Source organism: Streptomyces sp. BBFR2 (assembly GCF_044497305.1).
In the GTDB taxonomy this organism is placed as follows: domain Bacteria; phylum Actinomycetota; class Actinomycetes; order Streptomycetales; family Streptomycetaceae; genus Streptomyces.
Map to the genome: position 1 here is coordinate 5,193,530 of NZ_CP172415.1, position 22,693 is coordinate 5,216,222.

Below are 22,693 nucleotides of genomic sequence, written 5' to 3' on the forward strand. Positions count from 1 at the left end.
AACTCCGGCGCGGTCGGAGCGGCGCCCGGCCGGGGAGCCGCCACCCGCACGGGCCGGTGGCCCCGGGCACCGCCGAGTGTCCGCCGCGTACTCGGACATACTCATGCAGGAGTCGTCCGGGTGCAGCCGGCGGCCGGGGCGAAGGGGGCGCATGCCGGTGGACGAGCAGAGCGTTCACAACGACATCAGCGGGCAGGTCCTGGGCCCGAGCCTGCAGGCGGGCATCATCCAGGGAGATGTGTACATCGGGGGCCAGGGGGCCGCCCTCCCGCCCGTACCGAGGCAGTTACCTCCCACCGCGCCGCTCACCGACCGTGCGGATGAGCTGCTGTTCCTGACGTCCCACTTCGATCGCTGTGTCCGTCGTGGCCACCCTTTCCTGGCGGCCATCAGCGGCCTGGGCGGCGTCGGCAAGACCGCTCTCGCGCTGGACTGGCTGCACTCCCTGAGACCGTCGCCGTCCGGCGGCCAGCTCTACGCCGATCTGGGCGCGCGGTCGCCGAGCGGGCCGGCCGACCCGGCGGAGACGCTCAGCCGCTTCCTGCGCGGCCTCGGCGTCGCACCGCAGCAGGTGCCGCACGCCCTCGCCGAACGCGCGGCGCTCTACCGTTCGCTGACCTCCCGGCGCCCGGTCGCGGTCCTGCTCGACGACGCCGAGAGCGCCGCCCACGTCCGTCCGCTGCTCCCCGGCGGGGGCAGCGTCACCCTGGTCACCAGCCGCGCCCGCCTGACCGGCCTCACCCTCGAAGGCGGTCACCAGCTCCACCTCGAACCGCTCGCACCGGACGACGCCGTCGCGCTGCTCGCGGACACGCTCGGGGACCACCGTGTGGCGGAGGACCCCGACGACGCCCGCGCCCTGGTCCGTCTCTGCGCCGGCCTCCCGCTCGCCGTACGTCTCGTCGGCGCGCGTCTGGCCGCCCGGCCGCGGCGCAGCATCGCCGTGATGGTCGGGGCCCTGTCCGAGGAACGCGGACGCCTCGACGCCCTGGCCATCGACGGGGACCGGAGCGTACGGGCCGCCCTGGACCTGTCCTACGGCGGTCTGTCCGCGGACGCCGCCCGGCTCTACCGGCTGCTCGGCACCCACCCGGGCAGACATGTCGACAACGGCCTCGCGGCAGCCCTGCTGGCCCCCACCGGGGCGACGGCGGGCGAGGCCGCGGAGCTGCTGGACGTCCTCCACGACACCCATCTGCTCACCGAGACGGGGGAGGGCCGCTACCGCTTCCACGACCTCGTACGGCTGCACGCCCTGGCGCGGGCCGAGGAGGACGAACCGGCGGCGGAACGCGCCGGGGCGCTGCGCCGTACAGCCGGTCACTACCTCGCCCTCGCCACCCTCGCGGAGCGCGCCATCGAGCCGCGGCGGACCGCTCTGGAGCGGGACCCGGCCTCCCGGGAGGCGCGCTCCGCGCCGTTCGGCAGCCGGGACGCGGAGGCGGCGCTGGACTGGCTGGAGCGGGAACTGCCCGACCTCGTCGCGGTCGTCCGGCGCGTCAGAACCACCGCCTTCCCGTGGTTCAGTTGGCAACTGGCCGATGCCATGTGGCCGCTCTTCCCCCGCCGCAAACACTACGAACACTGGCGCACCGTGCACAGGGAGGGGCTGGCCGCGGCCGAGGAGCACGGGGACCGGGTGGCGCAGGCCAGGATGCTGACCTCCGGAGGCCTGGGCGAGCTGGGGCGCGGCGAGCACGACCGAGCCCTGGACATGTTCGAGGCGGCGGCGGAGATCCTGGACGAGGACGGCGACGCCCTGGGGCACGCCCGGACGCTCAACTACCGCGGACTCGCCCTCCAGCGCCGCGGCGACGCGGAGGCGGCCGAGGCGCTGTTCGTCCGCGCCGCGGCCGAACTGCCCCGCCACGGAGATCCGCGCGCCGGCGCTCTGGCCCGCCTCAACGCCGCGGGAATCGCCCTCGACGCGGCCCGCCCGCAGGAAGCCGCGGCCGCCGCCGCGGCGGCGCGGGACACCCTGCGCGAGGCGGGCGACACCTACAACGCCGCCCGCGCGACGACCCTCCTGGGCCGGGCCCGGATGCTCGCCGGTGCGGTGCGGGAGGCGGAGGATCTGCTGTCCGAGGCGCTGACCGAACTCCGCGGTGTCAACGCCGGCTACGAGATCGCGCGGGCCCTGGAGGCCCTGGCCGAGATCGCCGGGAGCCGAGGGGAGGTCCCCTTGGCCAGGGCCCGCTACCAGGAGGCGCTCGATCTCTACGTCGGAGTGAACCGGACGGAACGCGCCGACGCGGTGCGCACCCGGCTGGGGGCGCTCGGCGCCGCCGGGTGACCGGCCGGCACCACCCGCACCGCCGCCGCGGCCAGCGCCCGCACCGGCAGACCGGCCACCAGCCAGGCGTGTGCCAGCGACGCCCAGATCTCCCACGACGCCACGGCGGCATGCCCGGAGCCCAGCTCCACCCAGGTGTCCCGCCACGGGGCACACCGCATACGGCACCTCGTGGGCCCCTGCGGGAGAGCCAGCACGGCCGCCCCGGGAGCGAGGTACGCCTCTCCGGCCGGCTCAGCGGCCCGGACCACCAGTACATCGGCCAGCAGCGGCCACGGGCGCGGCGCCGGAGGCGCGACACGCAGATGGTGATCGGTCACCCACCTGCCGCCGGGCAACCGCAGCCGCACCGTCGCCCGCACCGCCGTCACGGCGTCGGGCACGGGCGTCTCCCCGGCCACGGCGAGCAGCGTGGCGCCACCGGGGCCGGGCCCGCGGACACTCAGCCACCGCGCCGTCATGTCTCCGCTCCGCCCGCGACCCCGAAGTCCAGGGTGACCGGCAGCGACGCCGTCTCCGGTACCAGCCGCGCGGCCGGAGCCCGCAGCCGCAGCGTCCGGTAGATCAGCGACCGCATCCGGCGGGCGAACCGGCCCGGCTCCGAGGTGAGCCGGGCGGCCACCCGGGCGTAGAGCTCCGGCCGTGCCGCCGCGGCCGGAGCACGCAACTGCCGCCGCAGCGGGCGGTCGGCCCGCAACCGGGGCGCGAAGGAGCGCAATTCGGCCATGGGGGACCCGGGGTCCAGTTCCACCTCGGACGAGCCCGTGGTCAGCACCCGGGCGCCGGTCATCGTCCCGTAGAGGGCGGCGGAGCCGTGGTCCCCGACGATGATGTCGGACGCGACGACCGCGCCGCACCAGTCCGAGTACTGGCTGATCACCTGCACCCCCGCGCGTCCGAGCCAGGTCAGCCAGCTCTTGATCTGCCACTCCCCGTGCGCGTTCCAGATGTTCGGATGCAGCATCAGCGCGATGCTGTACTCGTCGCGCGGGAGATCCGCCGCCAGCCGTTCCAGCAGCTCCCACTCCTCGCCCAGCAACGACTGGGGCCCCCAGGTGGAGCAGGCGAGCACCAGCTCCTGGCGCGCTCCGGTGCGCAGCGCCTTCCGGTACAGCGCCCGCGACGGCATGCTCGCCCTGATCCGGTCGTAGCACGGGTCCCCCACCACATGGGCCACCGGCACCGCCTCCGGGCACTCGCGGCCGAGCCTGGCCAGCTCCTCGTCGTGGGAGAGCACGATCGCCGACGGGATGACGGCTCCGTCCCGCACCAGCCGCTGCCTGCTCAGCCCGTAGACACCACGCTTCGCCGGATCGGCCCCGGCGGCCGGATGCCCGGTCGGCGACGACACGAGCTTGTTGTGACCCACCCCGTGCGGCAGCACGATCACCGGTGCGTGCAGCTCGTGCAGGCTGCCGTGGCTGGCCGCCAGCGCCAGGTCGAACGGGAAGCTCACGGCCTGGGCCCAGGGGAGCACCAGCGCCCGGGTGCCCTCCAGGAAGGCGTCCACGCCCTGGCTGAAGACATCGGGTGCGACAGTGAAGATCACCTGCACCCGGGGGTCACCGTCGAGCAACCGGGCCGCGTCCAGCACCCGCTGCCCCGAGGTGACCGTGTGCACCACCGCGAGGATCTTCTTCCGCACCTTGCGGGTGGCCCACCGCTCGACGTCCAGCCGCAGCGGGACATGCCGCCACTCGAATCCCGATACCGTCATGTTCATTCGAACTCCCCCACGTTCAAAACGAGTTGACCGGTCCGATGTGCTGTGCCCGCGGTGTCCGCCCCGTCGGCCGACCCGCGGGTGCGGTCCTTCCGCCGCGGTTCCCACGGTGCGGGGGAGAGCTGTCACCGAGCCTGCAGATTCCTTGTACGGTTCCTGAGCCGCCGGTCAGCGCCGCGGAGAACCCGCCGACGGCACGCGCGGAAGCCGCCGGCGGCACGTGCGCCCCTGGCGCGACGGTGCGCCCCTGCCCACCCCCTCCGGTCCCTCCGGCTCCGGGCAACAGTTGAGATGAACCCCGCTCAGGCGTCCGGTGACCTCCGGACCGGGGTGGGAAGGCGAACCATCAGGGGGCGATGGTGGAACTTCTGTTACTGGGGCCGCTCGAACTGTGGCACGACGGCCACCAGTGGCCGCTCGGCTCTCCCAAGGCCCGCCACGTGCTGGCTTCCCTGTTGTACGCGTACGGGGAGCCGGTGGGCGTGGAGACGCTCGTCGACCGCGTCTGGGGCGAGGACGACGTCCCCGACACCCCCGTCGCCACCTTGCAGAGCTACCTGTCGCGACTGCGCGCCCTTCTGGCCGACGCGGTCGGCGACCGGGCCCGGATCGATCTCGTCTCGCCACGGCGCTACCGGCTCCGTGTCGCCGACACCGACGACGTCGACCTCTACCGCCTGCGGCGCATCCGTGCCGAGGCGCGTGCGGCGGCGGCGCGCGGTGACCGGGAGGGGGCCGTCGCCCGGCTGCGATGCGCCCAGGCGCTGTGGCGCGGCGACCCGCTCGCCGAATTCCCCGGAGCCTGGGCCGCGGCGGCGGGCGCGCGCCTGACCGAGGACCGCCGCTCCCTCCAGGAGGAACGCATCCACCTGGAACTGGAACTGGGCCGCCACACCGACCTGATCGGCGAACTCCGCGACCTCGTGGCGGAGAACCCCCTGGCCCAGCGGGCCGTCGCCGCCCTGATGCTGGCCCTCTACCGCTCCGGCCGCGACGGTGAGGCCCTGGAGCTGTACGCCACCACCCGGCACCTCCTCGGCGACCGGCTCGGCATCGACCCGGGGACGGAGCTGCGGACCCTCCAGAGCCGCATCCTCGCGCAGGACGCCGCGCTCGACGCACCCCCCGCACCCCGGCCGGAGCGTGACCCCGTCCCCGCCCCCGCCTCCGAGGCGCGCCCGGCCCCCGGGCCCGCGCCGAGCAGCACCCTGCCCCGCGACACCAAGGACTTCACCGGCCGCGCCGTCGAATTGCGGACCCTGCTCGCCACCCCGCCGCACGAGGGCCACACCACCGCCCTGCCACTGACCGTCGTCCACGGCATGCCCGGTGTGGGCAAGACCGCCCTCATCATCCACGCGGCCCACCGCCTGCGCGCCGCCTACCCGGACGGCCTGTTCTACGTCGACCTCCGCGCCTACAGCGACCAGCCCGCGTACGAACCCGCCGAGGCGCTCGCCTTCCTCCTGCGCAGCGCCGGTGTCCCCGTTCTGCGCAGCGCCGGTGGCCCCGATCCGCTCCCGGAGACCTTCGACGAACAGACGGCCCGCTGGCGGGAGTGGACCGCCCACCGCCGGATACTCGTCGTGCTGGACAACGCCAGGGACGCCGACCAGATCGTCCCGCTGCTCCCCGGCTCCGCGAGCTGCCGGGCGATCGTGGCGAGCCGCAACCGCCTGGCCGAACTGGACGGCGCCACCCACCTGCTGCTCGACGAACTCTCGCTCCCCGAGGCGTCCGCCCTCTTCACCCGGGTGGCCGGACGGGGGCGCTCCACGGACGACGCGGCTCTCCGCCGGATCATGCAGATATGCGGGGGACACCCGCTCACCCTGCAACTCCTCGCCGGCCGGCTGCGGCACCGGGACACCTGGGACCTGGAGCACATCGCCGAACGCCTGAGCCGCGCCGATGACCCCCTGGACGAGATGGGCGAACGCGTCACCGCGGCGCTCCAGCTCTCCTACGTCGACCTGCGTCCGGCGGCCCGGCGGCTCTTCCGCTACATGGCGCTGCACCCGGGACCGGACATCACCGTCGACGCGGCGGCCGCCCTGTGCGCCGCGGCGCCGGACGAGATCCGCCGCGCCGCCGACGACCTGCTGGACCGGCACCTCATCGAGGAACCCGTACGCGACCGCTACCAACTCCACGACCTCTTACGGGCCTTCGGGCGCCGCCTGTGCCGCGTGGAGATCCCCCGGTACGCGCGCCGGCAGGCGCTGAGCGGACTCCTCTCCTACTACCTGACGGCCGCCGACCGCGCCGAGCGCTCCGCCCACCCGGGATGGCCGCGAACCCCGGCCCTGGAGCGGGAATCCCCCTACGCCCCGGACTTCACCGTGCCCGGGGACGGCGCCGCGGACCGCGCCACCGTCTGGCTCACCGTCGAGCGCGCCAACCTCCTGGCCGCGGCGCGCACCGCGGCGGCCGAATTCCCGGAGTTCGCCGTCCTGTTCCCGCTCACCCTCGTGCACTCCCTCAAACTGTGGGGCACGGGCGAGGTGGCGGCCGAACTGCTCGACGCCGCCGTCACCGTGCTGCGCGGCACCGACGACCGGGCCACGCTGGCCCGTTCCCTGGTGGCGCGTGCCGACGTCCTGGCCCAGTCGGACCACGTACAGGCCCTGAGCTGCGCCCTTGAGGCGTACACCCTCTTCGAGACGCTCGGCGACGACCACGGCCGGGCCGACGCCTTCCTGCAGATCGGCCGGGCGCATCTGGCGGCCGGCCGCAGCGACGACTGCGGGCACGCACTGGAGCGGGCCCGGGAGCTCTACCGCGCGACCGGCGACCGGTACGGCGTGGCGGAGAGCTTCAACGTCCAGGGCGCGGCGTTGATCTTCAGCGCCGACTACCCGCGGGCGATGCGCTGCTTCGTCGAGATGCTGGGCATCCACCGCGGCCTGGGCGATCTGCACGGCCAGGCCAAAGCCTTCAACAACATGGGCGAAATTCATATGCACGAGGGCAAAAGGGAGAAGGCCCTGCACCATTACGAGCAGTCCCTGAAGCTGGTCCAGCGCTTCGGCGGACGACGAGAGGCCGCGATCCTCGACAACAACATGGGCGATGCCCATCTCGGAATGAACCAGATCGACCAGGCCCAGGCATTCTTCCGCCGGGCTCTGTCCAGCAATCGCGCCCGCGGCGACGCCGTCGGGGAGATGAACTCGCTGATCGGGCTGGGCCGGGTACACGCCGCGACCGGCCGGACGGAAGAGGCGATGCGCCACCTCCGCACCGCGGAGGACCTGGCTCTGCGCCTCGGCAACGTCTACGAGCGGCAGCGCGCCATGGTCGGCCGGGCCGATGCGCACCGTCTGGCCGGGGAATGGCAGGCGGCCCTGGAAACCTATGACGACGCGCTCCGCATAGCGCGAGAATTCGACTTCCCGCTCGACGCCGCCCACGCCCTGGCGGGAATGGCCCGCACCCACCTGAATCTCCACGGCAGCGAAACGGCCCGCCCCTACGCGGAACGGGCCCTGATGACCTACCACCGGCTGGGCGCCCGCGCCGAGGCGGACGCGCTCCGCCGCCTGCTCGGGCGGCAGAGCCTGCCGGCTCCCGAACCAGGGGCACCGGTCCGGGAGCCGACGGGGACGAAGGCTCAGCGGTCCGGGACCCGGTGAACCGCCGTCACCACATCACCTGATCGCAGTGGTACAGGGGCGCCGCCCGGTAGGGCATGGTCGCGGCAGGCGCGGCGGCCGACGCGGAAGTCGCCGCGAGGCCGGCCAGTGCCACCGTGAACGCGGCGCACGAGGCGAAGCGGATCACGGCAGCGCGGAAAGTTATGTGAAACAAAATAGGCCGTCTTTCGGTGTGAACCCATCATGGACCCCGCCGGAAACGGAAATTTCAGATGTGTCCGTGATCACCAGCGGGGGCGATAACGTACCCCAGCGCATGATCGAATTCTAATCGGCTGGGAATGCTCCTGGCATATTTTTCAGGCATATGCCTATGGGGTTTTCCTCCGAGGAAACGGCGGAAATCTCAAATTTCCCCAGCCCGGGTCCAGCCCACGCAAAAGCCGCCGACCGCACCCTCCGTGACAGGAGGGCGCAGCCGACGGCTTACCGAACCGGTGCCTTTACAGGTCGTAGTAAAGCTCGAACTCGTGCGGGTGGGGACGGAGCTGGATCGGGGCGATTTCGTGGGTGCGCTTGTAGTCGATCCAGGTTTCGATCAGGTCGGAGGTGAAGACGCCGCCCTGCTGGAGGTACTCGTTGTCGGCCTCGAGGGCGTCGAGGACGGCCGGGAGGGAGGTCGGGACCTGCTGGACGCCCGCGTGCTCCTCGGGGGCCAGCTCGTAGAGGTCCTTGTCGATCGGCTCGGCCGGCTCGATCTTGTTCTTGATGCCGTCGAGGCCCGCGAGGAGGAGCGCGGAGAACGCGAGGTACGGGTTGGACGACGGGTCCGGGGCGCGGAACTCGACGCGCTTGGCCTTGGGGTTGGTGCCCGTGATCGGGATGCGCATCGCGGCGGAACGGTTGCGCTGCGAGTAGACGAGGTTGACCGGGGCCTCGAAGCCGGGGACCAGGCGGTGGTAGGAGTTCACCGTCGGGTTGGTGAAGGCCAGCAGCGACGGGGCGTGCTTGAGGATGCCGCCGATGTAGTAGCGGGCGGTGTCGGAGAGGCCCGCGTAGCCCTGCTCGTCGTAGAAGAGCGGGTTGCCGCCCTGCCAGAGGGACTGGTGGACGTGCATACCGGAGCCGTTGTCGCCGAAGATCGGCTTGGGCATGAAGGTGGCGGTCTTGCCGTTGCGCCAGGCGACGTTCTTCACGATGTACTTGAAGAGCATCAGGTCGTCGGCGGCGGCGAGCAGCGTGTTGAACTTGTAGTTGATCTCCGCCTGGCCGCCGGTGCCGACCTCGTGGTGCTGGCGCTCGATCTGCAGGCCGGCGGCCTCCAGCTCCAGGGACATCTCGGCGCGCAGGTCGGCGTGGTGGTCGACCGGCGGGACGGGGAAGTAGCCGCCCTTGTAGCGGACCTTGTAGCCGCGGTTGTTCTCCTCGGAGCCCGTGTTCCACGCGCCGGACTCGGCGTCGATGTGGTAGAAGGACGCGTTCGCCGAGGTGTCGAAGCGCACCGAGTCGAAGACGTAGAACTCCGCCTCGGGGCCGAAGTAGGCGGTGTCGGCGATGCCGGTGGAGGCGAGGTACGCCTCGGCCTTCTTGGCGATGTTGCGCGGGTCGCGGCTGTACTGCTCGCCGGTGATCGGGTCGTGGATGAAGAAGTTGATGTTCAGGGTCTTGTCGCGGCGGAACGGGTCGAGGCGGGCCGTCGACAGGTCGGCGCGGAGCGACATGTCCGACTCGTGGATCGCCTGGAAGCCGCGGATCGAGGAGCCGTCGAAAGCCAGCTCCTCGTCGGGGTCGAACGCCTTCGCCGGGATCGTGACGTGCTGCATCACACCGGGCAGGTCGCAGAACCGCACGTCGATGAACTTGACGTCCTCGTCCGAGAGGTATTTCTGTACGTCGTCGGCGTTCTGGAACATCCCTACTCCTCCTTGCCCGGTCACCGGTCGGCGGACGCGGGGCTGATGCACGGAGCGCGACCTTTGGGGTGGCGCGCTTGCCCGACCATAGGCAGACGTGATTTCCCAAGCATGACCCATTTGTTTCGTCGGGGTTAACCGGGGCGCGGTCCGCCGCGCTCCCGATCATGCCTGGTCATGGCGTATCCGGCCGCTCGGCGGCGCCCCTCGGGCGGGGAAGGGGCGCGGTCACAGTACGGTGGACGGGTGGACAACAGGCAAGCAATCGGATCGTGGATCTCCGGCCCCCGCGCGGCCGCCGAGGACATGGGCGTCGAGTTCGGCCACCGCGGTGCGCAGCTCGGTCTGCCCGAGGAGGGCCCCGGCTCGATCGCCCGCCCGGGCCGCCGCTTCGCCGCCCTCTTCATCGACTGGGCGCTGTGCATGCTCATCGCGTACGGGCTGCTCAGCGGCGGTCGCGCGCAGTCGGCGAGCAACTGGGCGCTGGTCGTCTTCGCGGTCTTGAGCGTCCTGACGGTCGGCACCGTCGGCTTCACCCCCGGCAAGCGGCTGCTGGGGCTGCGGGTCGTCGCGGAGGGCGGCGGCCGCCTCTCGCTGCCGCGCGTGGTGCTCCGCACCGTCCTGCTGGTGATCGTCATCCCCGCCGTCATCTGGGACCGCGACGGCCGCGGTCTCCACGACCGCCTCAGCCGCGCGGTGCAGGTCCGCATCTGACGCCCCGGGCGCCCGCGCGCCGCCCGCCGCACCGCCCGTATTCGTTACGTATACGAAACGGTGGCGCCGGTGATCTCACGGTCCGTGACCGGCCACCGTGCCTCGGCCACCGTCGGGACGCCGTGACCGCCGCCGCACCAGCGGGAACCGCCGGAACGCCGCACGGCCACGGGGTTCCGGCGAGGGAACACCGTACGGCCACGGGATCCCGCCCCGGGGAACGCCGTACGGCCGACGGATCCGACCGGGAGGCGGCGCGTACGCCGCACACCCCGCCCACGGCCCCGTCCACGCGCCTGTCCGTCCACGCGCGCCATACAGAACGCCCCGGAGCCTTCAAGGCTCCGGGGCGTCGTGGCCGGTGGGGGAGGCGGGCCGGGTGTGCGGCCCGGCCGGGTGGGGACGGTCAGCGCATCTTGCCGCGCGGCGGGCGCATGTTCATGGGGCCCTTCGGCACCGGCATGTTGCTCATCAGGTCGCCGAGCGCGCGCAGCCGGTCGTTGACGGCGGTGACCTGCGCGCCGGGCAGGACCCGGGGCAGCTTCATCAGCCGGGTGCGGAGCTTCTTCAGCGGGACCTGGTCCTCGCCCTCACCGATCACGAAATCGTGGACCGGGGCGTCGGCGACCGTACGGGCCATCCGCTTCTTCTCGGCGGCCAGCAGTCCGCGCAGCCGGTTCGGGTTGCCCTCGCCGACCAGCACGATGCCCGCCTTGCCGACGGCGCGGTGCACCACGTCCTGGTTGCGGTTCATCGCCACCGCGGGGGTGACCGTCCAGCCGCGGACGTTCTCCAGCACCGCGGCGGCCGCGCCCGGCTGGCCCTCCATCTGCCCGAAGGCCGCCCGCTCGGCGCGGCGCCCGAAGACGATCGCCATCGCGAGGAAGGCCAGGACGAAGCCCAGGATGCCCGCGTAGACGGGGTGGCCGATCGCGAAGCCGACGGCGAGGAGAACGCCGAACACGACGATGCCCACGCCGACGACGACAAGACCGACCTTGGAGTCGACCCGACGGGTCATCTTGTAGGTCTGGGCGATCTGCTTCAGCCGCCCGGGGGTGCCGGCGCCAGCGCCGTCTGTGTTTGCCTTCCTCGCCATACCAAGAAGTTTACGTGGCCCGCGGACGGCGGGTCGCCGCGGCCTCCAGTACGTCCTGCGCCTCCTGCCGTTCGCCGGCCCGGCGCCGGTCCTCCAGGACCGAGTTCCAGGCGTTGCGGCGGGCGGTGCGCTGCCCGCCGCCGAGCAGCAGCGCCTCGACGGCGCGGAGCGCTCCGGTGACGGACGGGACGGGGCGTGCGGTGGCGCGGAGCGGCGCGGCCTGCATGGTGTGGGTCTCCCTCGGGGAGGTCGGCGGGGCGGACGCGGGGTGTGGGGCCATCGTCACCGGCGGGTGTTTCCGGCGGATGACCCGCCGGTCACGCCCGGGCGCGACGAGGAAGCGGCCCGCGCGCCCCCGGCCTGGGGGAGTGCGGGCCGCGTCCTCCTCAGCATGTGCCAGGTTTCACAAAGTGGCACGCCGGGGCGGCTCAGACCGCCTGAGTGGAGGCTTCGACCTCGCGCCGCTCGATCGCCTGCTGGTACAGCCGGCCCGCGCGGTACGAGGAGCGGACCAGCGGACCGGACATGACGCCGGCGTAGCCGATCTCCTCGGCCTCCTCCTTCAGCTCCACGAACTCCGCGGGCTTGACCCACCGCTCGATGGGGTGGTGGCGCACGGAGGGCCGCAGGTACTGGGTGATCGTGATCAGCTCGCAGCCCGCGTCGTACAGGTCCTGGAGCGCCTCGCTGATCTCCTCGCGGGTCTCGCCCATGCCCAGGATCAGGTTGGACTTGGTGACCAGCCCGGCCGTGCGCGCCTCGGTGATGACCTTGAGGGAGCGCTCGTAGCGGAAGCCGGGGCGGATGCGCTTGAAGATCCGCGGGACCGTCTCGACGTTGTGCGCCAGCACCTCGGGGCGGGACGAGAAGACCTCGGCCAGTTGGTCGGGGTCGGCGTTGAAGTCGGGGATCAGCAGCTCGACGCCGGTGTCCGGCATCGCGGCGTGGATCTGGCGGACCGTCTCGGCGTAGAGCCAGGCGCCGCCGTCCTCCAGGTCGTCGCGGGCGACGCCGGTGATGGTGGCGTAGCGCAGCTCCATGGTCCGCACGGACTCGGCGACGCGGCGCGGCTCGTCGCGGTCGAGCGCCTGCGGCTTGCCGGTGTCGATCTGGCAGAAGTCACAGCGCCGGGTGCACTGGTCGCCGCCGATGAGGAAGGTCGCCTCGCGGTCCTCCCAGCATTCGAAGATGTTGGGGCAGCCCGCCTCCTGGCAGACCGTGTGCAGGCCCTCGCTCTTCACCAGGCCCTGCAGATGGTTGTACTCGGGGCCCATCTTCGCCCGGGTCTTGATCCACTCGGGCTTGCGCTCGATGGGGGTCTGGCTGTTCCGGACCTCCAGGCGCAGCATCTTGCGTCCGTCGGGTGCGACAGCGGACACGTCGGCGCCCCTTTCTGCTATCGCGGCATTCGATTCAGCGGCGTACACCAGGGTACGCCCGGTATTTCGCACGTCTTTACGTGCTCGCCAACCCCGGATACGAGGTCCGCATTCCTTACGGTGCTCAGACCGCGCGGGGGAGGAGCTCCGCGCCCTCCAGGACGTCCCGCAGATGCTTCTCCACCGAGGGCAGCACCTCGGCGATGGTGATCTCGCGGCCCAGCTCGCCGGAGAGCGAGGCGACCCCGGCGTCCCGGATGCCGCACGGCACGATCTTGTCGAACGAGGTGTTGTCCGGGTTCACGTTCAGCGCGAAGCCGTGCATCGTGACGCCCTTGGCGACGCGGATGCCGATCGCGGCGAGCTTGCGGTCCTCACCGCGCTGCCCGGCGTTGGACGGCGCGTACTCGGGGCCGCGCAGCCGCGCGTCGTACATCTCGTCGTCGTCCTCACCGGTCTGCGGGGCGAGGTCGAGCTGGAGACCGCCGAGCGACGGGCGCTGCTCGACCGGGTCGCCGAGCACCCACACCCCGCTGCGGCCCTCGACGCGGGTGCCCTCGACGCCGAAGTCCGCGCAGACCCGGATCAGCGCCTCCTCCAGGCGGCGGACGTGCGCGACGACGTCGACCGGGCGCGGCAGCTTCTGGATCGGGTAGCCCACCAACTGGCCCGGGCCGTGCCAGGTGATCTTGCCGCCGCGGTCCACGTCGATGACGGGGGTGCCGTCCAGCGGACGTTCGTCGTCGGCGGTGCGGCGGCCCGCGGTGTAGACCGGCGGGTGCTCCAGCAGCAGGCAGGTGTCGGGGACCTCGTCGGCGAACCGGGCGGCGTGCACCCGGCGCTGTTCCTGCCACGCCGATTCGTACGGCACGGCGTCGGCGCCGAAGCCCAGATGCACAAAGCGCAGCCCCTCGGGTGCGGGGGTCTCCCCCCGAGAGATCGCAGTCACGGCAGCTCCTCTTCGCACTTCTGTCGCAGCGTGCTGCGACGTTCGATGCAGTTCCGCCGCATCCGTTCGATGCGGGCGTCTGCATGTCCGATGCCACTTCGCGCCCAGGCCACTGTACGGCCGCGGGGTGCGGCGGCCGGTGGCCGGGGGACCCCGGCGGGACGGACCGGCGAAACCGGCCGGCGGGTAGGGAAGGCGGGGGCGTGAGCCGGGTGAACCTCGCCGTGGAGTGCATGCTCCCTGCTCACACGATCGGATGAACGCGGTGCTCAGGCGGCCAGAAGAGGCCGGAAGGCCGTTACATTCGCGCCGTTCCACAAGGGCGACGAGCGTGCCGGACAGGGTCAGCCGGGCCCGGCGGCCCGGCCCGGAAGGCAGGAGACCGGTAAAGCTGATGACGGAACGACCCCCGCACCGCACGCCCAACCGCCGACTGGCCGCCCTCATCGCCGAGGCAGGGTTCTCCAACGCCGGACTCGCCAGGCGCGTCGACCAGCTCGGCATCGAGCACGGCCTCGACCTGCGCTACGACAAGACCTCCGTGACCCGCTGGCTGCGCGGCCAGCAGCCGCGCGGCACCACCCCGGCCCTGATCGCCGAGGTCTTCACCCGCAAGCTGGGCCGCCGCCTGTCGGCCCAGGACCTCGGCCTGGACGCCTGCGCACCCGTCTACGCCGGGCTCGAATTCGCCTCGACGCCCACCGAGGCCGTCGACATCGTCAGCGGTCTGTGGCGCAAGGACTCCGGCAGCCACGCCGAGCTGCGCAAGATCGCCTTCACCCCGGCCGGGCTGGTGGTGCCCAGCCGGGACTGGCTCATCGGCCGCCCCGACGAACGGGTGGCCCGCGGCGAGCTGGCCCCCGACGGCACCGGCCGGGTCCCGCTCCAGGGCCGGATCGTGGTGCCCCGCCAGCGCCGCACCGACCATCTCGACCGGGTCGGCGGCGCCCGGGTCACCGCCGGGGACATCGCGGCGCTGCGCTCGGTCGGCGAGCTGTTCCGCGCGCTGGACCACGCCTACGGCGGCGGCCACGCCCGCCAGGCCCTGGTGCGCTATCTGGAGCACGAGGCCGAGCCGATGCTGCGCGGCACGTACGGCGAGACGACCGGCCGCAAGCTCTTCGCCGCGGCCGCCGATCTGACCCGGCTGGCCGGCTGGACGTCGTACGACATCGTGGCGCACGGGCTGGCACAGCGGTACTTCGTGCAGGCGCTGCGGCTGGCGCAGGCGGCGGGGGACCGCGCGTACGGCTCGTACGTGCTGGTCACGATGAGCCGGCAGGCGGTCTACCTCGGGCACGGCCGGGAGGCGGTGCAGTTGGCGCGGGTGGCGCAGCAGGGGGTCGGGGGCGCGGCGCCGCCCGCCGTGCTGGCGCTGCTGCACGCGGCGGAGGCGCGCGGCCACGGCGTGATGGGCGAGGTACGGGCCTGCACGGCGGCGCTGTCGCGCTCCGAGCGGGCGCTGGAGGTCGCCCGGCCCGGTGACGAGACGCCGCACTGGGCGCGGTTCTTCGACGCGGCGCAGCTCGCCGACGAGCTGGCCCACTGCCACCGCGATCTGCGGCAGTTCCGGGCCGCCGCCCAGCACGCCGAGCGCTCCCTGGAGCTGCGGGCGCCGGGCTTCGCCCGCAGCCGCCTCTTCTGCCGGGTGGTGCTGGCCACCTCCCGGCTGGCCCTGGGCGAGCTGGAGCAGGCGTGCTCACTCGGCGCGGAGGCGGCGCTCCAGGCGGCCGACATGCGCTCGGTGCGCGCCCATGAGTACGTCGCCGAGTTCGAGCGGCGGCTGGAGCCGTACCGCGACGCGGCGCCGGTCCGGGGGTACCGGGACCGGGTGGCGGCCCTGGGGTGAGACGGCGGGGTCCGCCCGCCGGGCCGAACGGCCCGCACCGCCTTCGTGGCGGTGCGGGCCGTCGTGGTCCTCGGGTCCTGGGCGACCGGCCCGCACGGCCTCGGGGTGGTGCGGGCCGGTCGGGTCAGGCGGCCGTGTGCAGGGCGGCCGGTTCGGTGGCGGGCAGGCCGAGGTCGGTCAGGAGGGCGCGGGCGGCACGGCGGCCGGAGTCCAGCGCGCCCTGCACGGTGCTGATGCCGCGGTGGTCGCCGCACACGTACAGCCCGGCGAGCACCCGGACCGGCCGCTCCGGGTCGTGCGGGGCGGGCATCGCGGGGATCGCCGCCGGGGTGTGCCGCACGGCCAGCAGCTCCCAGTCGGTGGTGGCGGTGGCGTGGACCCGGGCGAGCTGCGGGCGGACCGCCGCGTCCAGGGCGGCGGCGGGCAGCGCGGCGGGGGCGCCGAGCACCACCGTCGTCAGCAGGGTGCGGCCCGTCGGGACGCGGGACGGGTCGATGGCGCCGGCCGCGTAGCTGCAGGCCAGCGGCGACTGCGTGGTCAGCAGCAGCGGTGTCTCGCGCGGGCCCGCCGGGCGCGGGCCGTGGCCGGGCGGGGTGGTGTGGTGCAGCACCGTCGCCGGGTGGAACGGCGGGACCCGCAGCCCCGGCAGCAGCGCCGCCGCGTCCCGGGCGCCGGTCGCGACCACCACCGCGCGGCAGCGCACCTCGCCGTGGTCCGCGGTGGTGACGGAGGTGGTGGCGACGGAGGTGACGCGGACGCCGGTGCGGACGGTGCCGGGCGGCAGGCCCGCGGCGAGCGCGGCGGGGAGCGCGGCGGCGCCCCCGGCGGGCAGGCAGAGCCGTCCCTCGGCGAACGCCCGCAGGGCCAGCGCGGCGCCGCGGCTGGAGCCGCCCAGCCGCGGATCGCCCAGCAGGACGCCGAGCAGCGGCCGCAGGAACGCGTCGTGGGCGCGCGGCGCGAAGACCGGGCGGCCGGACAGCGCGTCGGCCGCCGGGCGGTCGGGGGCCGTACGGTCGCCGAGGCGGTCCATACGCCGGTCCTGGGGGCGCTCCGGATGCCGGTCGGCGCGCGAAAGGGCGCGCGCGGCGGCGAGTGCGCCCCTTGTGCTCCGCAGTGCGCTGACTCGCTGGGCGCGCCGTCCGTTGTGCAGCCCGATCCACGGGGCGAACCGGCAGAGCTTCAGCGTCTCCAGGCCGGGGGTGCGCAGCAGGCCGGGTGTGGCGACGAGCGGCCTGCCGCCGTGGTCCAGGAGGAAGCCGTCGACGTCGTCGGTGGCCGACCGCCCGCCGATCCGCTCCGCGGCCTCCAGCACGGTGACCGTCAGCCCGGCGGCGGTCAGTTGACGGGCGGCGGCCAGCCCCGCAGGGCCGGCCCCCACGATGACCGCGTCCACGGCCGGTGAGGTGCGCTGCACGAGCCCCTCCTCAGATCGGTCCCGCCCGCCCGCACCGGGCCGGTACACGGGACGCCGGATGATGTGTCCAGGCACGGTAGGGACGGCCCGCGCCGGGCGGCCAGGGATCGCGCGGGGCGCGTCGGAGCGGACCGCGCGCCGGGGCCACGACCGCCGCCGCCGGGACGGGGCCGTGGCCCATGGGGCGGGAGCGGCTACGGGGCCGGGAGCGCCCGGAACCGGATCGCCACCTCCCGGTAGGGGAGGTGGCGGGGAGCGGCTACGGGGCCGGGAGCGGGCGCGTCGCCGCCCGAACGGGGCCGGCGCCGAGGCCCGTCGTTGCCCGAACGGGTCCGGCATCGAGGCCCGCGCCCGTACGGGGCCCGGTGGCCCGGCCCGTCGCCGGGCTCACGGTGTTCGGCGCCCCGCCGGCCCCTCGCCGCTGGTGAGGCTCCGGTGGGTCAAGCCCCTCGCCGCTCGTAAGGATCCGGTGGTCAAGCGCCCCGCCGGTCCGTGGCTGCCCGTACGGGTCCGGCGCCCCGCCGGTCCCTCGCCGCCCGGCGAGGACCCGCCGCCCCCGCTCCGCCCCGGCGACGTGGCCTCACGCCGCCCGGATCGCCTGCTCGATGCCGGGGTGGGCGAAGGTGAAGCCGTCGTCCAGGAGGCGGCGGGGGATCACCCGCTGGCTGCCGAGGACGTCTGCGGAGAACTCGCCGAGGGCCAGTCTCAGGGCCGCCGCCGGTACCGGGAACGGCGTCGGGCGGTGCAGCACCCGGCCCATCGCGGCCGTCACCTCACGGTTGGTCACCGGCTCCGGGGCGGTGAGGTTGACCGGTCCGGCGAGGTCGCCGTCGATCAGATGGCGCAGGGCGGCGATGTGGTCGTGCAGGGAGATGAAGCTCCAGTACTGGCTGCCGTCGCCCAGACGGCCGCCCAGGCCCAGCCGGAACAGCGGGAACAGCCGCCCCCAGGCGCCGCCCGAACGGGCCACCACCAGGCCGGTGCGGGCGAAGGCCGTCCGGATGCCGGCCTCCTCGGCGGGGGCCGCCGCGTCCTCCCAGTCGACACAGACCCCCGGCAGGAAGCCCTCGCCGGCCGGGGCCGTCTCGTCCGTGCGGCGGGCGCCGGTGTCGCCGTAGTAGCCGATGGCGCTGGCGCAGACGAAGACCCGCGGCGGGGTGTCCAGCGATGCCAGCGCCGTGGCGACGGCGGTGGTGCCGCGCACCCGGCTGTCGTGGATCTCGCGCTTGTACGCGGCGGTCCAGCGGTGGTCGCCGACGCCCGCGCCCGCCAGATGCACCACCGCCTCGCACCCGGCGAGCCCGGCGGTGTCCACCTCCTGACGTCGTGGATCCCAGCGCACCTCGTCGGGGGCCGCGGGCGGCCGCCGCACCAGCCGTACGGGGGTGTGCCCGTCGGCCCGCAGCGACCGGACGAGAGCTGAGCCGATGAGACCGGTCGAGCCGGTGATCGCGATCCGCATGGCGCCATACTGCCTGCCGGGCATCCGCCCCCGGGGGGATGCCGCGCCCCGTTATCCGCGGAAGCGTTCCCACAGGCGGGGCAGCCGGGCCTCCAGGGCCGCGTCGTCGTCGACGTCGACGTACGCCCCCAGCGGTTCGGCGGACTGCGGCGGCAGGCCGAGGTCCGGCAGCTCCGCGCCGGTCAGTCGCTCGTAGGCGTCATCGGCGGCGTACCCCAGCTCCTCGCCGTCGCCGTCCGTCTCCTCGTCGAACTCGCCGATCAGTACGGCGAGTTCGTCGGGGTCGTGCAGGGCGCCCTCGAAGGTCTCCCGGCCCTGGCCGATCAGCCAGCAGCGGAACGCGTCGAAGACGTCGTCGCTCGCGCCGTCCAGCAGCACCGCCGCCGCGGCCCACAGGTCCCAGGTGTACGCGCGGTGGTAGCGGGCCTCGAAGTGGCGGGCGAAGTCCAGGACGGATTCCGGGTAGCGGGCCAGCAGCCGCTCGGTCAGCTCGTCGGCGTGGTCGACCGGATCGCCTCCGGCCGCCGCGCGGGAGGCGTCGATCAGCTCCCAGAACTCCGTCTCGTCCATCACCGCTCCAGCATCGGGCCTGACGCAGGCGCACGCATGTGGAACGGCCCGCCGCCACCCGTGCGGCGGCGCCCGTCCGGTGGCCGGGACCGGGTGCGGGAGGAATGCCCAGGATGCGGCGGTACGCGCGGGACGGGTCCCGGAGTTGTTGATCAACGGCGGGGTGACCGGTGCAAGAATCACTCGTTGGAAGGCTGGCAACCCCCGGCACCTTCCGGTACCCGATCGGCAGACCCCATCCCTGAAGGGCGCTTCCACGCCATGCCCATGGACGAACGAACCCGCGCCGATGTCGAGCGGGCCGAGGCGGCCATCGTCGAGCACTACCCGCGTCTGGTGCGCCTCGCCCACCTCGTCCTGCCGCCCGCGATGGGCCGCCACCGCCGGGTGCTGGCCGCCCACGGCATCGTCCAGCGGGCCCTGCCGTCCACCGGACGCGAACGGGCCCGCGCCGTGCTCCCCGGACAGCGCAGCCCGCGGCCCGAACCGGGCTATCCGCTCGTCCGCTCGCGCGTCCTGGAACTGGCGCTCGCCCAGGCGAAACCGCCGCGCTGGCGCTCGCCGCTGCCGCTGGTGTGGGGACTGCGGCTCTTCCCGCGGGCCGGCGGCGCCGACGAACTCGCCCTGGACCAGGCGCTGTCCGCGCTCTCCGCCCCCGCCCGCGCCGCCGTCGCCCTGGGGTACCTGGAGGAGCTGGACGAGGACGAGGCCGCCCGGGTCCTCGACGCGGCGGGCGTCGCCGACCCGGCCGCCGCGCAGCGCGCCGCCGCCGCCCTCGTCCGCGACCTCGGCCCGGGGACCGCCGCCCTGCTGAACTCCGGCGAGTTCGACCCCTGCACCGTCCAGGCGCGCCCCACCGATCTGCTCCGGCGCCGCCAGGGCCGGCGGGTCGCGATCGCCGCCGCCGCCGTCCTGACGGCCGGTGCGGCGCTGCTCACCGCCGTCGGCGGGACGGACGCCGCCACGCCGCCCGCCCGGCCGGACCCGGCCGCCGTACGGGCCCGCCAGGTGATGGACCCCGAGCACCTGGTCCGCGCCCCCGACGACGCGTGGGCCGACACCTCCCGGGTGGACTTCACCGCCTGGTCGCCGCGGGGCGAGTACGCCGGGGACACGGCGCTCCTCGGGCGGGCCCTGCGGGTCTGGGGCGACCCCGGCGGCGACGTCCGCGTCACCGCCGCCGACGGCACCTCCACCCGGCCGCCGGACCAGCCGCCCAGGCTGCTCTACGCCGGGGTGATCGACGGCGTGACGGTGGTCGTGCTGCACGACGGCGACCGGCTGGTGCGGTACGCCGAGCCCGAAGGGGCCCCGCCGGAGCTGGAGTTCGCCCGCGTCGACGACGCCGACCTGACGACCTCCGGGGCGCTGGTGATCGGGCGCGGCACCGGATGGATGCGCTATCTCATCGCCCCGTGGATCACCGACACCACCACCCGCGACCTGCTGCGGCCCGGCGCCCCCGAGAAGGTGCTGCACGTCGCCCCGGACGGCGTCACCGACCGCATTCCGGCACCGCCCGCGGACGGTGCCGCCTGCGGGCGGTGGCCGGTGGCGCGCCTGCACTCCTCGGCGCGGATCACGGACCGGCACAGCTTCCTGCTGACCGACCTCGGCGACCTCACACCCGTCCACCTGACGTACGGCCCGGCCGGGAACGGCGGGCCGACCGCCGCGCCGCCCGCCGAGGCGACCGGCCGCGCGGCGCTGCTGAGCTGGGCCCGCACCGCCTGCTCACTGCGCCGGGAGCGGGGCGCCGGCGTCCGGTCCGTGAACAACTGGGTCTACGCCCGCCAGCGGCTGCCGGAGGACGGCACCACCGCCGACTGGGTGTGCAGCCGCGCCGACACCTGGCGCGGACCGGGCCGGGTCACCGTGCAGTTCGACCCCGGTCCGGCCCGGTCCGGCCGCCCCGCCCGGATCGTCGGCCGCGCCCGGGACACCGCCGCGTGCAGCCCGTACGGCCAGGCGGTCGTCGGCACGGCCCGCTGGCGCGCCGCCTCCGGCCGCTGGTACCTGCTCGCGGCGGGCAGCCCCGTGGTGCGCGGCCTCGACCTCACCGGTGCGGTGCACCGCACCACCCGCGCCACCACCCTCGCCGCCGCCGTCCCGGCGAACGCCCCGGTCCGGGTCGCCGGGGTGCTGCGCTCCGGAGGGCTGCTGCACGCGCTGCGGCCGTGAGAGGCGGGGCCGGGCGGCCCGCGCGGACCACCGCCGGGCGGCCCGCCCGTACGCCGCCGTCCTCCCGTACGTGACCGCCCCGGAGGGAAACTTCCGCAGGTCCCGGCGATACCTGACAGAAGATGTCGGGTATCGCTGGCACGGTCGCCGTGTACGGAACACCGCACACGGCGAGGAGTGGCAGGGATGACGACGGAACGGAACGGCGCGGCGGGCACGGGGCCCCTGGCGGGGCGGGTGGCGCTGGTGGCCGGGGCGACCCGGGGCGCGGGCCGGGCGATGGCCGTGGAGCTGGGCCGGGCCGGTGCGGTCGTGTACGTCACCGGCCGCACCACCCGGGACCACGTCAGCGAGGTGGGACGCCCCGGCGAGACGATCGAGGGCACCGCGGAACGGGTCACCGCCGCGGGCGGCACCGGCATCGCGGTCCCCTGCGACCACCTCGTACCGGAGCAGGTCGCCGCGCTCGTCGCCCGTGTCGACCGGGAGCAGGGACGGCTGGACATCCTGGTCAACAGCGTGTGGGGCGGCGACCACCTGCTGAAGTTCGACACCCCGCTGTGGGAGCTGGACCTCGCCGACGGCCTGCGGATGCTCCGCCTCGGCGTCGAGACCCACCTCGTCACCAGCCATCACGCGCTGCCGCTGCTGCTGCGCCGCCCCGGCGGTCTGCTGGTCGACATGACCGACGGCACCGCCGCCTTCAACCGCGCCTACCGCGGCAACCTCTGCTTCGACCTCGCCAAGAACGCCCCGCACCGCATGGCGTTCGGCCTCGCCGCCGAGACGGAGCCGTACGGCGCGACGGTCGTCTCGCTCACCCCCGGCTTCCTGCGCTCCGAGGAGATGCTCGACCACTTCGGCGTCACCGAGGAGAACTGGCGGGATGCCATCGCCCAGGAGCCGCACTTCGCGGTGGCCGAATCACCGGTGTTCGTCGGCCGCGCCGTCGCCGCCCTCGCCGCCGATCCCGACCGCGCCCGCTTCACCGGACAGTCGCTCTCCAGCGGCCGGCTCGCCCAGGTCTACGGCTTCACCGACACCGACGGCTCCCGCCCCGACGGCTTCGGCTACTTCGAGAACGTGGTGCTCGGAGGGGAGAAGGGGACGGCGGACGAGTACCGGTAGCGGACCGCGGCTGCGGTAGGGGTACGGGGCGGCCCCGTACCCCGCGCACCGGCCGGACGCCTGCCCGCCGCCCTCCGGTCACGTCCGCGGAACCTGCCGAAGGAGGGGCGCTTTTTCGCCAGAACGTGCGGCCTCCTGGCGCGGCTGCGTCATATGCCGCACGCTCGGTGGCGCAAGTTCCCGAGCGAGACCACATCCCGTGAAAGGAGCGCAGCCATGTCCGTGGTGACCGACAGCAGGCCGGCCGACGAGGCCGTGGCCGAGGCGAACATCGAGGGCGGCGACATCGTCACCGTCGACTGGGACACCCTCGGCATCGACCCGGAGAGCGACGGCTTCCACCGTCCCGTCGTCCTCTGCAACTCGCCGGTCTGATCCAGGCCGACGCCGGAGCGGGGCCCGCTCGCGCGGGCCCCGCCACCG

Annotated in this window: 17 protein-coding genes; 7 read left to right on the forward strand and 10 right to left on the reverse strand. The window is 74.2% G+C overall.

The genetic code is table 11. The features are described from left to right. Positions 1–151 precede the first annotated feature (151 nt). Entirely contained in the window at positions 152–2,293 is a 2,142-nt protein-coding gene (locus tag ACGH2B_RS21120) for an ATP-binding protein (RefSeq protein WP_399092005.1), read from the forward strand. Here ACGH2B_RS21120 and ACGH2B_RS21125 read toward each other — a convergent pair. Both ACGH2B_RS21125 and ACGH2B_RS21130 read right to left on the reverse strand, forming a co-directional pair. Next, positions 2,218–2,754 carry a hypothetical protein gene (locus tag ACGH2B_RS21125; RefSeq protein WP_399092008.1) on the reverse strand — a complete coding sequence of 179 codons (537 nt, stop codon included), beginning with the start codon at positions 2,752–2,754 and terminating at the stop codon, positions 2,218–2,220. The two genes, ACGH2B_RS21120 and ACGH2B_RS21125, sit on opposite strands and share 76 nt — an antisense overlap. Next, positions 2,751–4,016 (reverse strand): hypothetical protein, encoded by a 1,266-nt coding sequence (locus tag ACGH2B_RS21130; RefSeq protein ID WP_399092011.1) that lies wholly within the window; start codon positions 4,014–4,016, stop codon positions 2,751–2,753. The genes ACGH2B_RS21125 and ACGH2B_RS21130 overlap by 4 nt, the downstream gene beginning before the upstream one ends. 356 nt (positions 4,017–4,372) lie before the next feature. On the opposite strand from ACGH2B_RS21130, the gene ACGH2B_RS21135 reads away from it, so the two are divergent. Next, entirely contained in the window at positions 4,373–7,651 is a 3,279-nt protein-coding gene (locus ACGH2B_RS21135) for an AfsR/SARP family transcriptional regulator (protein ID WP_399092014.1), read from the forward strand. A gap of 464 nt (positions 7,652–8,115) precedes the next feature. Here ACGH2B_RS21135 and glnA read toward each other — a convergent pair whose 3' ends face one another. Next, positions 8,116–9,525 (reverse strand): type I glutamate--ammonia ligase, encoded by a 1,410-nt coding sequence (gene glnA / locus ACGH2B_RS21140; protein ID WP_399092018.1) that lies wholly within the window; start codon positions 9,523–9,525, stop codon positions 8,116–8,118. Positions 9,526–9,771: 246 nt separating this feature from the next. On the opposite strand from glnA, the gene ACGH2B_RS21145 reads away from it, so the two are divergent. Next, the gene (locus ACGH2B_RS21145) at positions 9,772–10,239 is read left to right on the forward strand and encodes an RDD family protein (protein WP_399092020.1); all 468 of its coding nucleotides are present in this window, start codon (positions 9,772–9,774) and stop codon (positions 10,237–10,239) included. Between the two features lie 406 nt (positions 10,240–10,645). On the opposite strand, the gene ACGH2B_RS21150 is transcribed toward ACGH2B_RS21145, so the two are convergent. From ACGH2B_RS21150 to lipB, 4 genes are all read right to left on the reverse strand, one after another. After that, complete coding sequence (locus ACGH2B_RS21150) at positions 10,646–11,338, reverse strand: DUF4191 domain-containing protein (RefSeq protein WP_399092023.1); 693 nt, start codon at positions 11,336–11,338, stop codon at positions 10,646–10,648. Positions 11,339–11,348: 10 nt separating this feature from the next. After that, positions 11,349–11,564 (reverse strand): hypothetical protein, encoded by a 216-nt coding sequence (locus tag ACGH2B_RS21155; RefSeq protein WP_399092026.1) that lies wholly within the window; start codon positions 11,562–11,564, stop codon positions 11,349–11,351. Positions 11,565–11,766: 202 nt separating this feature from the next. Then, on the reverse strand, positions 11,767–12,717 hold the full coding sequence (gene lipA, locus ACGH2B_RS21160; RefSeq protein ID WP_399092029.1) for a lipoyl synthase: 951 nt from the start codon (positions 12,715–12,717) through the stop codon (positions 11,767–11,769). A 124-nt stretch (positions 12,718–12,841) separates the two neighbouring features. Next, on the reverse strand, positions 12,842–13,666 hold the full coding sequence (gene lipB / locus ACGH2B_RS21165; RefSeq protein WP_399092032.1) for a lipoyl(octanoyl) transferase LipB: 825 nt from the start codon (positions 13,664–13,666) through the stop codon (positions 12,842–12,844). Positions 13,667–14,060: 394 nt separating this feature from the next. On the opposite strand from lipB, the gene ACGH2B_RS21170 reads away from it, so the two are divergent. Continuing rightward, complete coding sequence (locus ACGH2B_RS21170; RefSeq protein ID WP_399092035.1) at positions 14,061–15,515, forward strand: regulator; 1,455 nt, start codon at positions 14,061–14,063, stop codon at positions 15,513–15,515. A 124-nt stretch (positions 15,516–15,639) separates the two neighbouring features. Here ACGH2B_RS21170 and ACGH2B_RS21175 read toward each other — a convergent pair whose 3' ends face one another. From ACGH2B_RS21175 to ACGH2B_RS21185, 3 genes are all read right to left on the reverse strand, one after another. Beyond that, the gene (locus tag ACGH2B_RS21175) at positions 15,640–16,929 is read right to left on the reverse strand and encodes an FAD-dependent oxidoreductase (RefSeq protein ID WP_399092038.1); all 1,290 of its coding nucleotides are present in this window, start codon (positions 16,927–16,929) and stop codon (positions 15,640–15,642) included. Between the two features lie 580 nt (positions 16,930–17,509). Beyond that, entirely contained in the window at positions 17,510–18,391 is an 882-nt protein-coding gene (locus tag ACGH2B_RS21180) for a TIGR01777 family oxidoreductase (protein ID WP_399092041.1), read from the reverse strand. Between the two features lie 51 nt (positions 18,392–18,442). Beyond that, positions 18,443–18,961, reverse strand: coding sequence for a DUF4240 domain-containing protein (locus ACGH2B_RS21185; RefSeq protein WP_399092044.1), 519 nt, complete (start codon positions 18,959–18,961; stop codon positions 18,443–18,445). A gap of 267 nt (positions 18,962–19,228) precedes the next feature. Here ACGH2B_RS21185 and ACGH2B_RS21190 point away from each other — a divergent pair, with 267 nt between their 5' ends. The 3 genes from ACGH2B_RS21190 (at position 19,229) to ACGH2B_RS21200 (ending at position 22,645) form a co-directional block, all read left to right on the forward strand. Then, positions 19,229–21,142 carry a hypothetical protein gene (locus tag ACGH2B_RS21190; protein WP_399092047.1) on the forward strand — a complete coding sequence of 638 codons (1,914 nt, stop codon included), beginning with the start codon at positions 19,229–19,231 and terminating at the stop codon, positions 21,140–21,142. 186 nt (positions 21,143–21,328) lie between these two features. Beyond that, positions 21,329–22,270 (forward strand): SDR family oxidoreductase, encoded by a 942-nt coding sequence (locus ACGH2B_RS21195; RefSeq protein ID WP_399092050.1) that lies wholly within the window; start codon positions 21,329–21,331, stop codon positions 22,268–22,270. 216 nt (positions 22,271–22,486) lie between these two features. Further along, on the forward strand, positions 22,487–22,645 hold the full coding sequence (locus tag ACGH2B_RS21200) for a hypothetical protein (protein ID WP_399092053.1): 159 nt from the start codon (positions 22,487–22,489) through the stop codon (positions 22,643–22,645). Positions 22,646–22,693 lie beyond the last annotated feature (48 nt).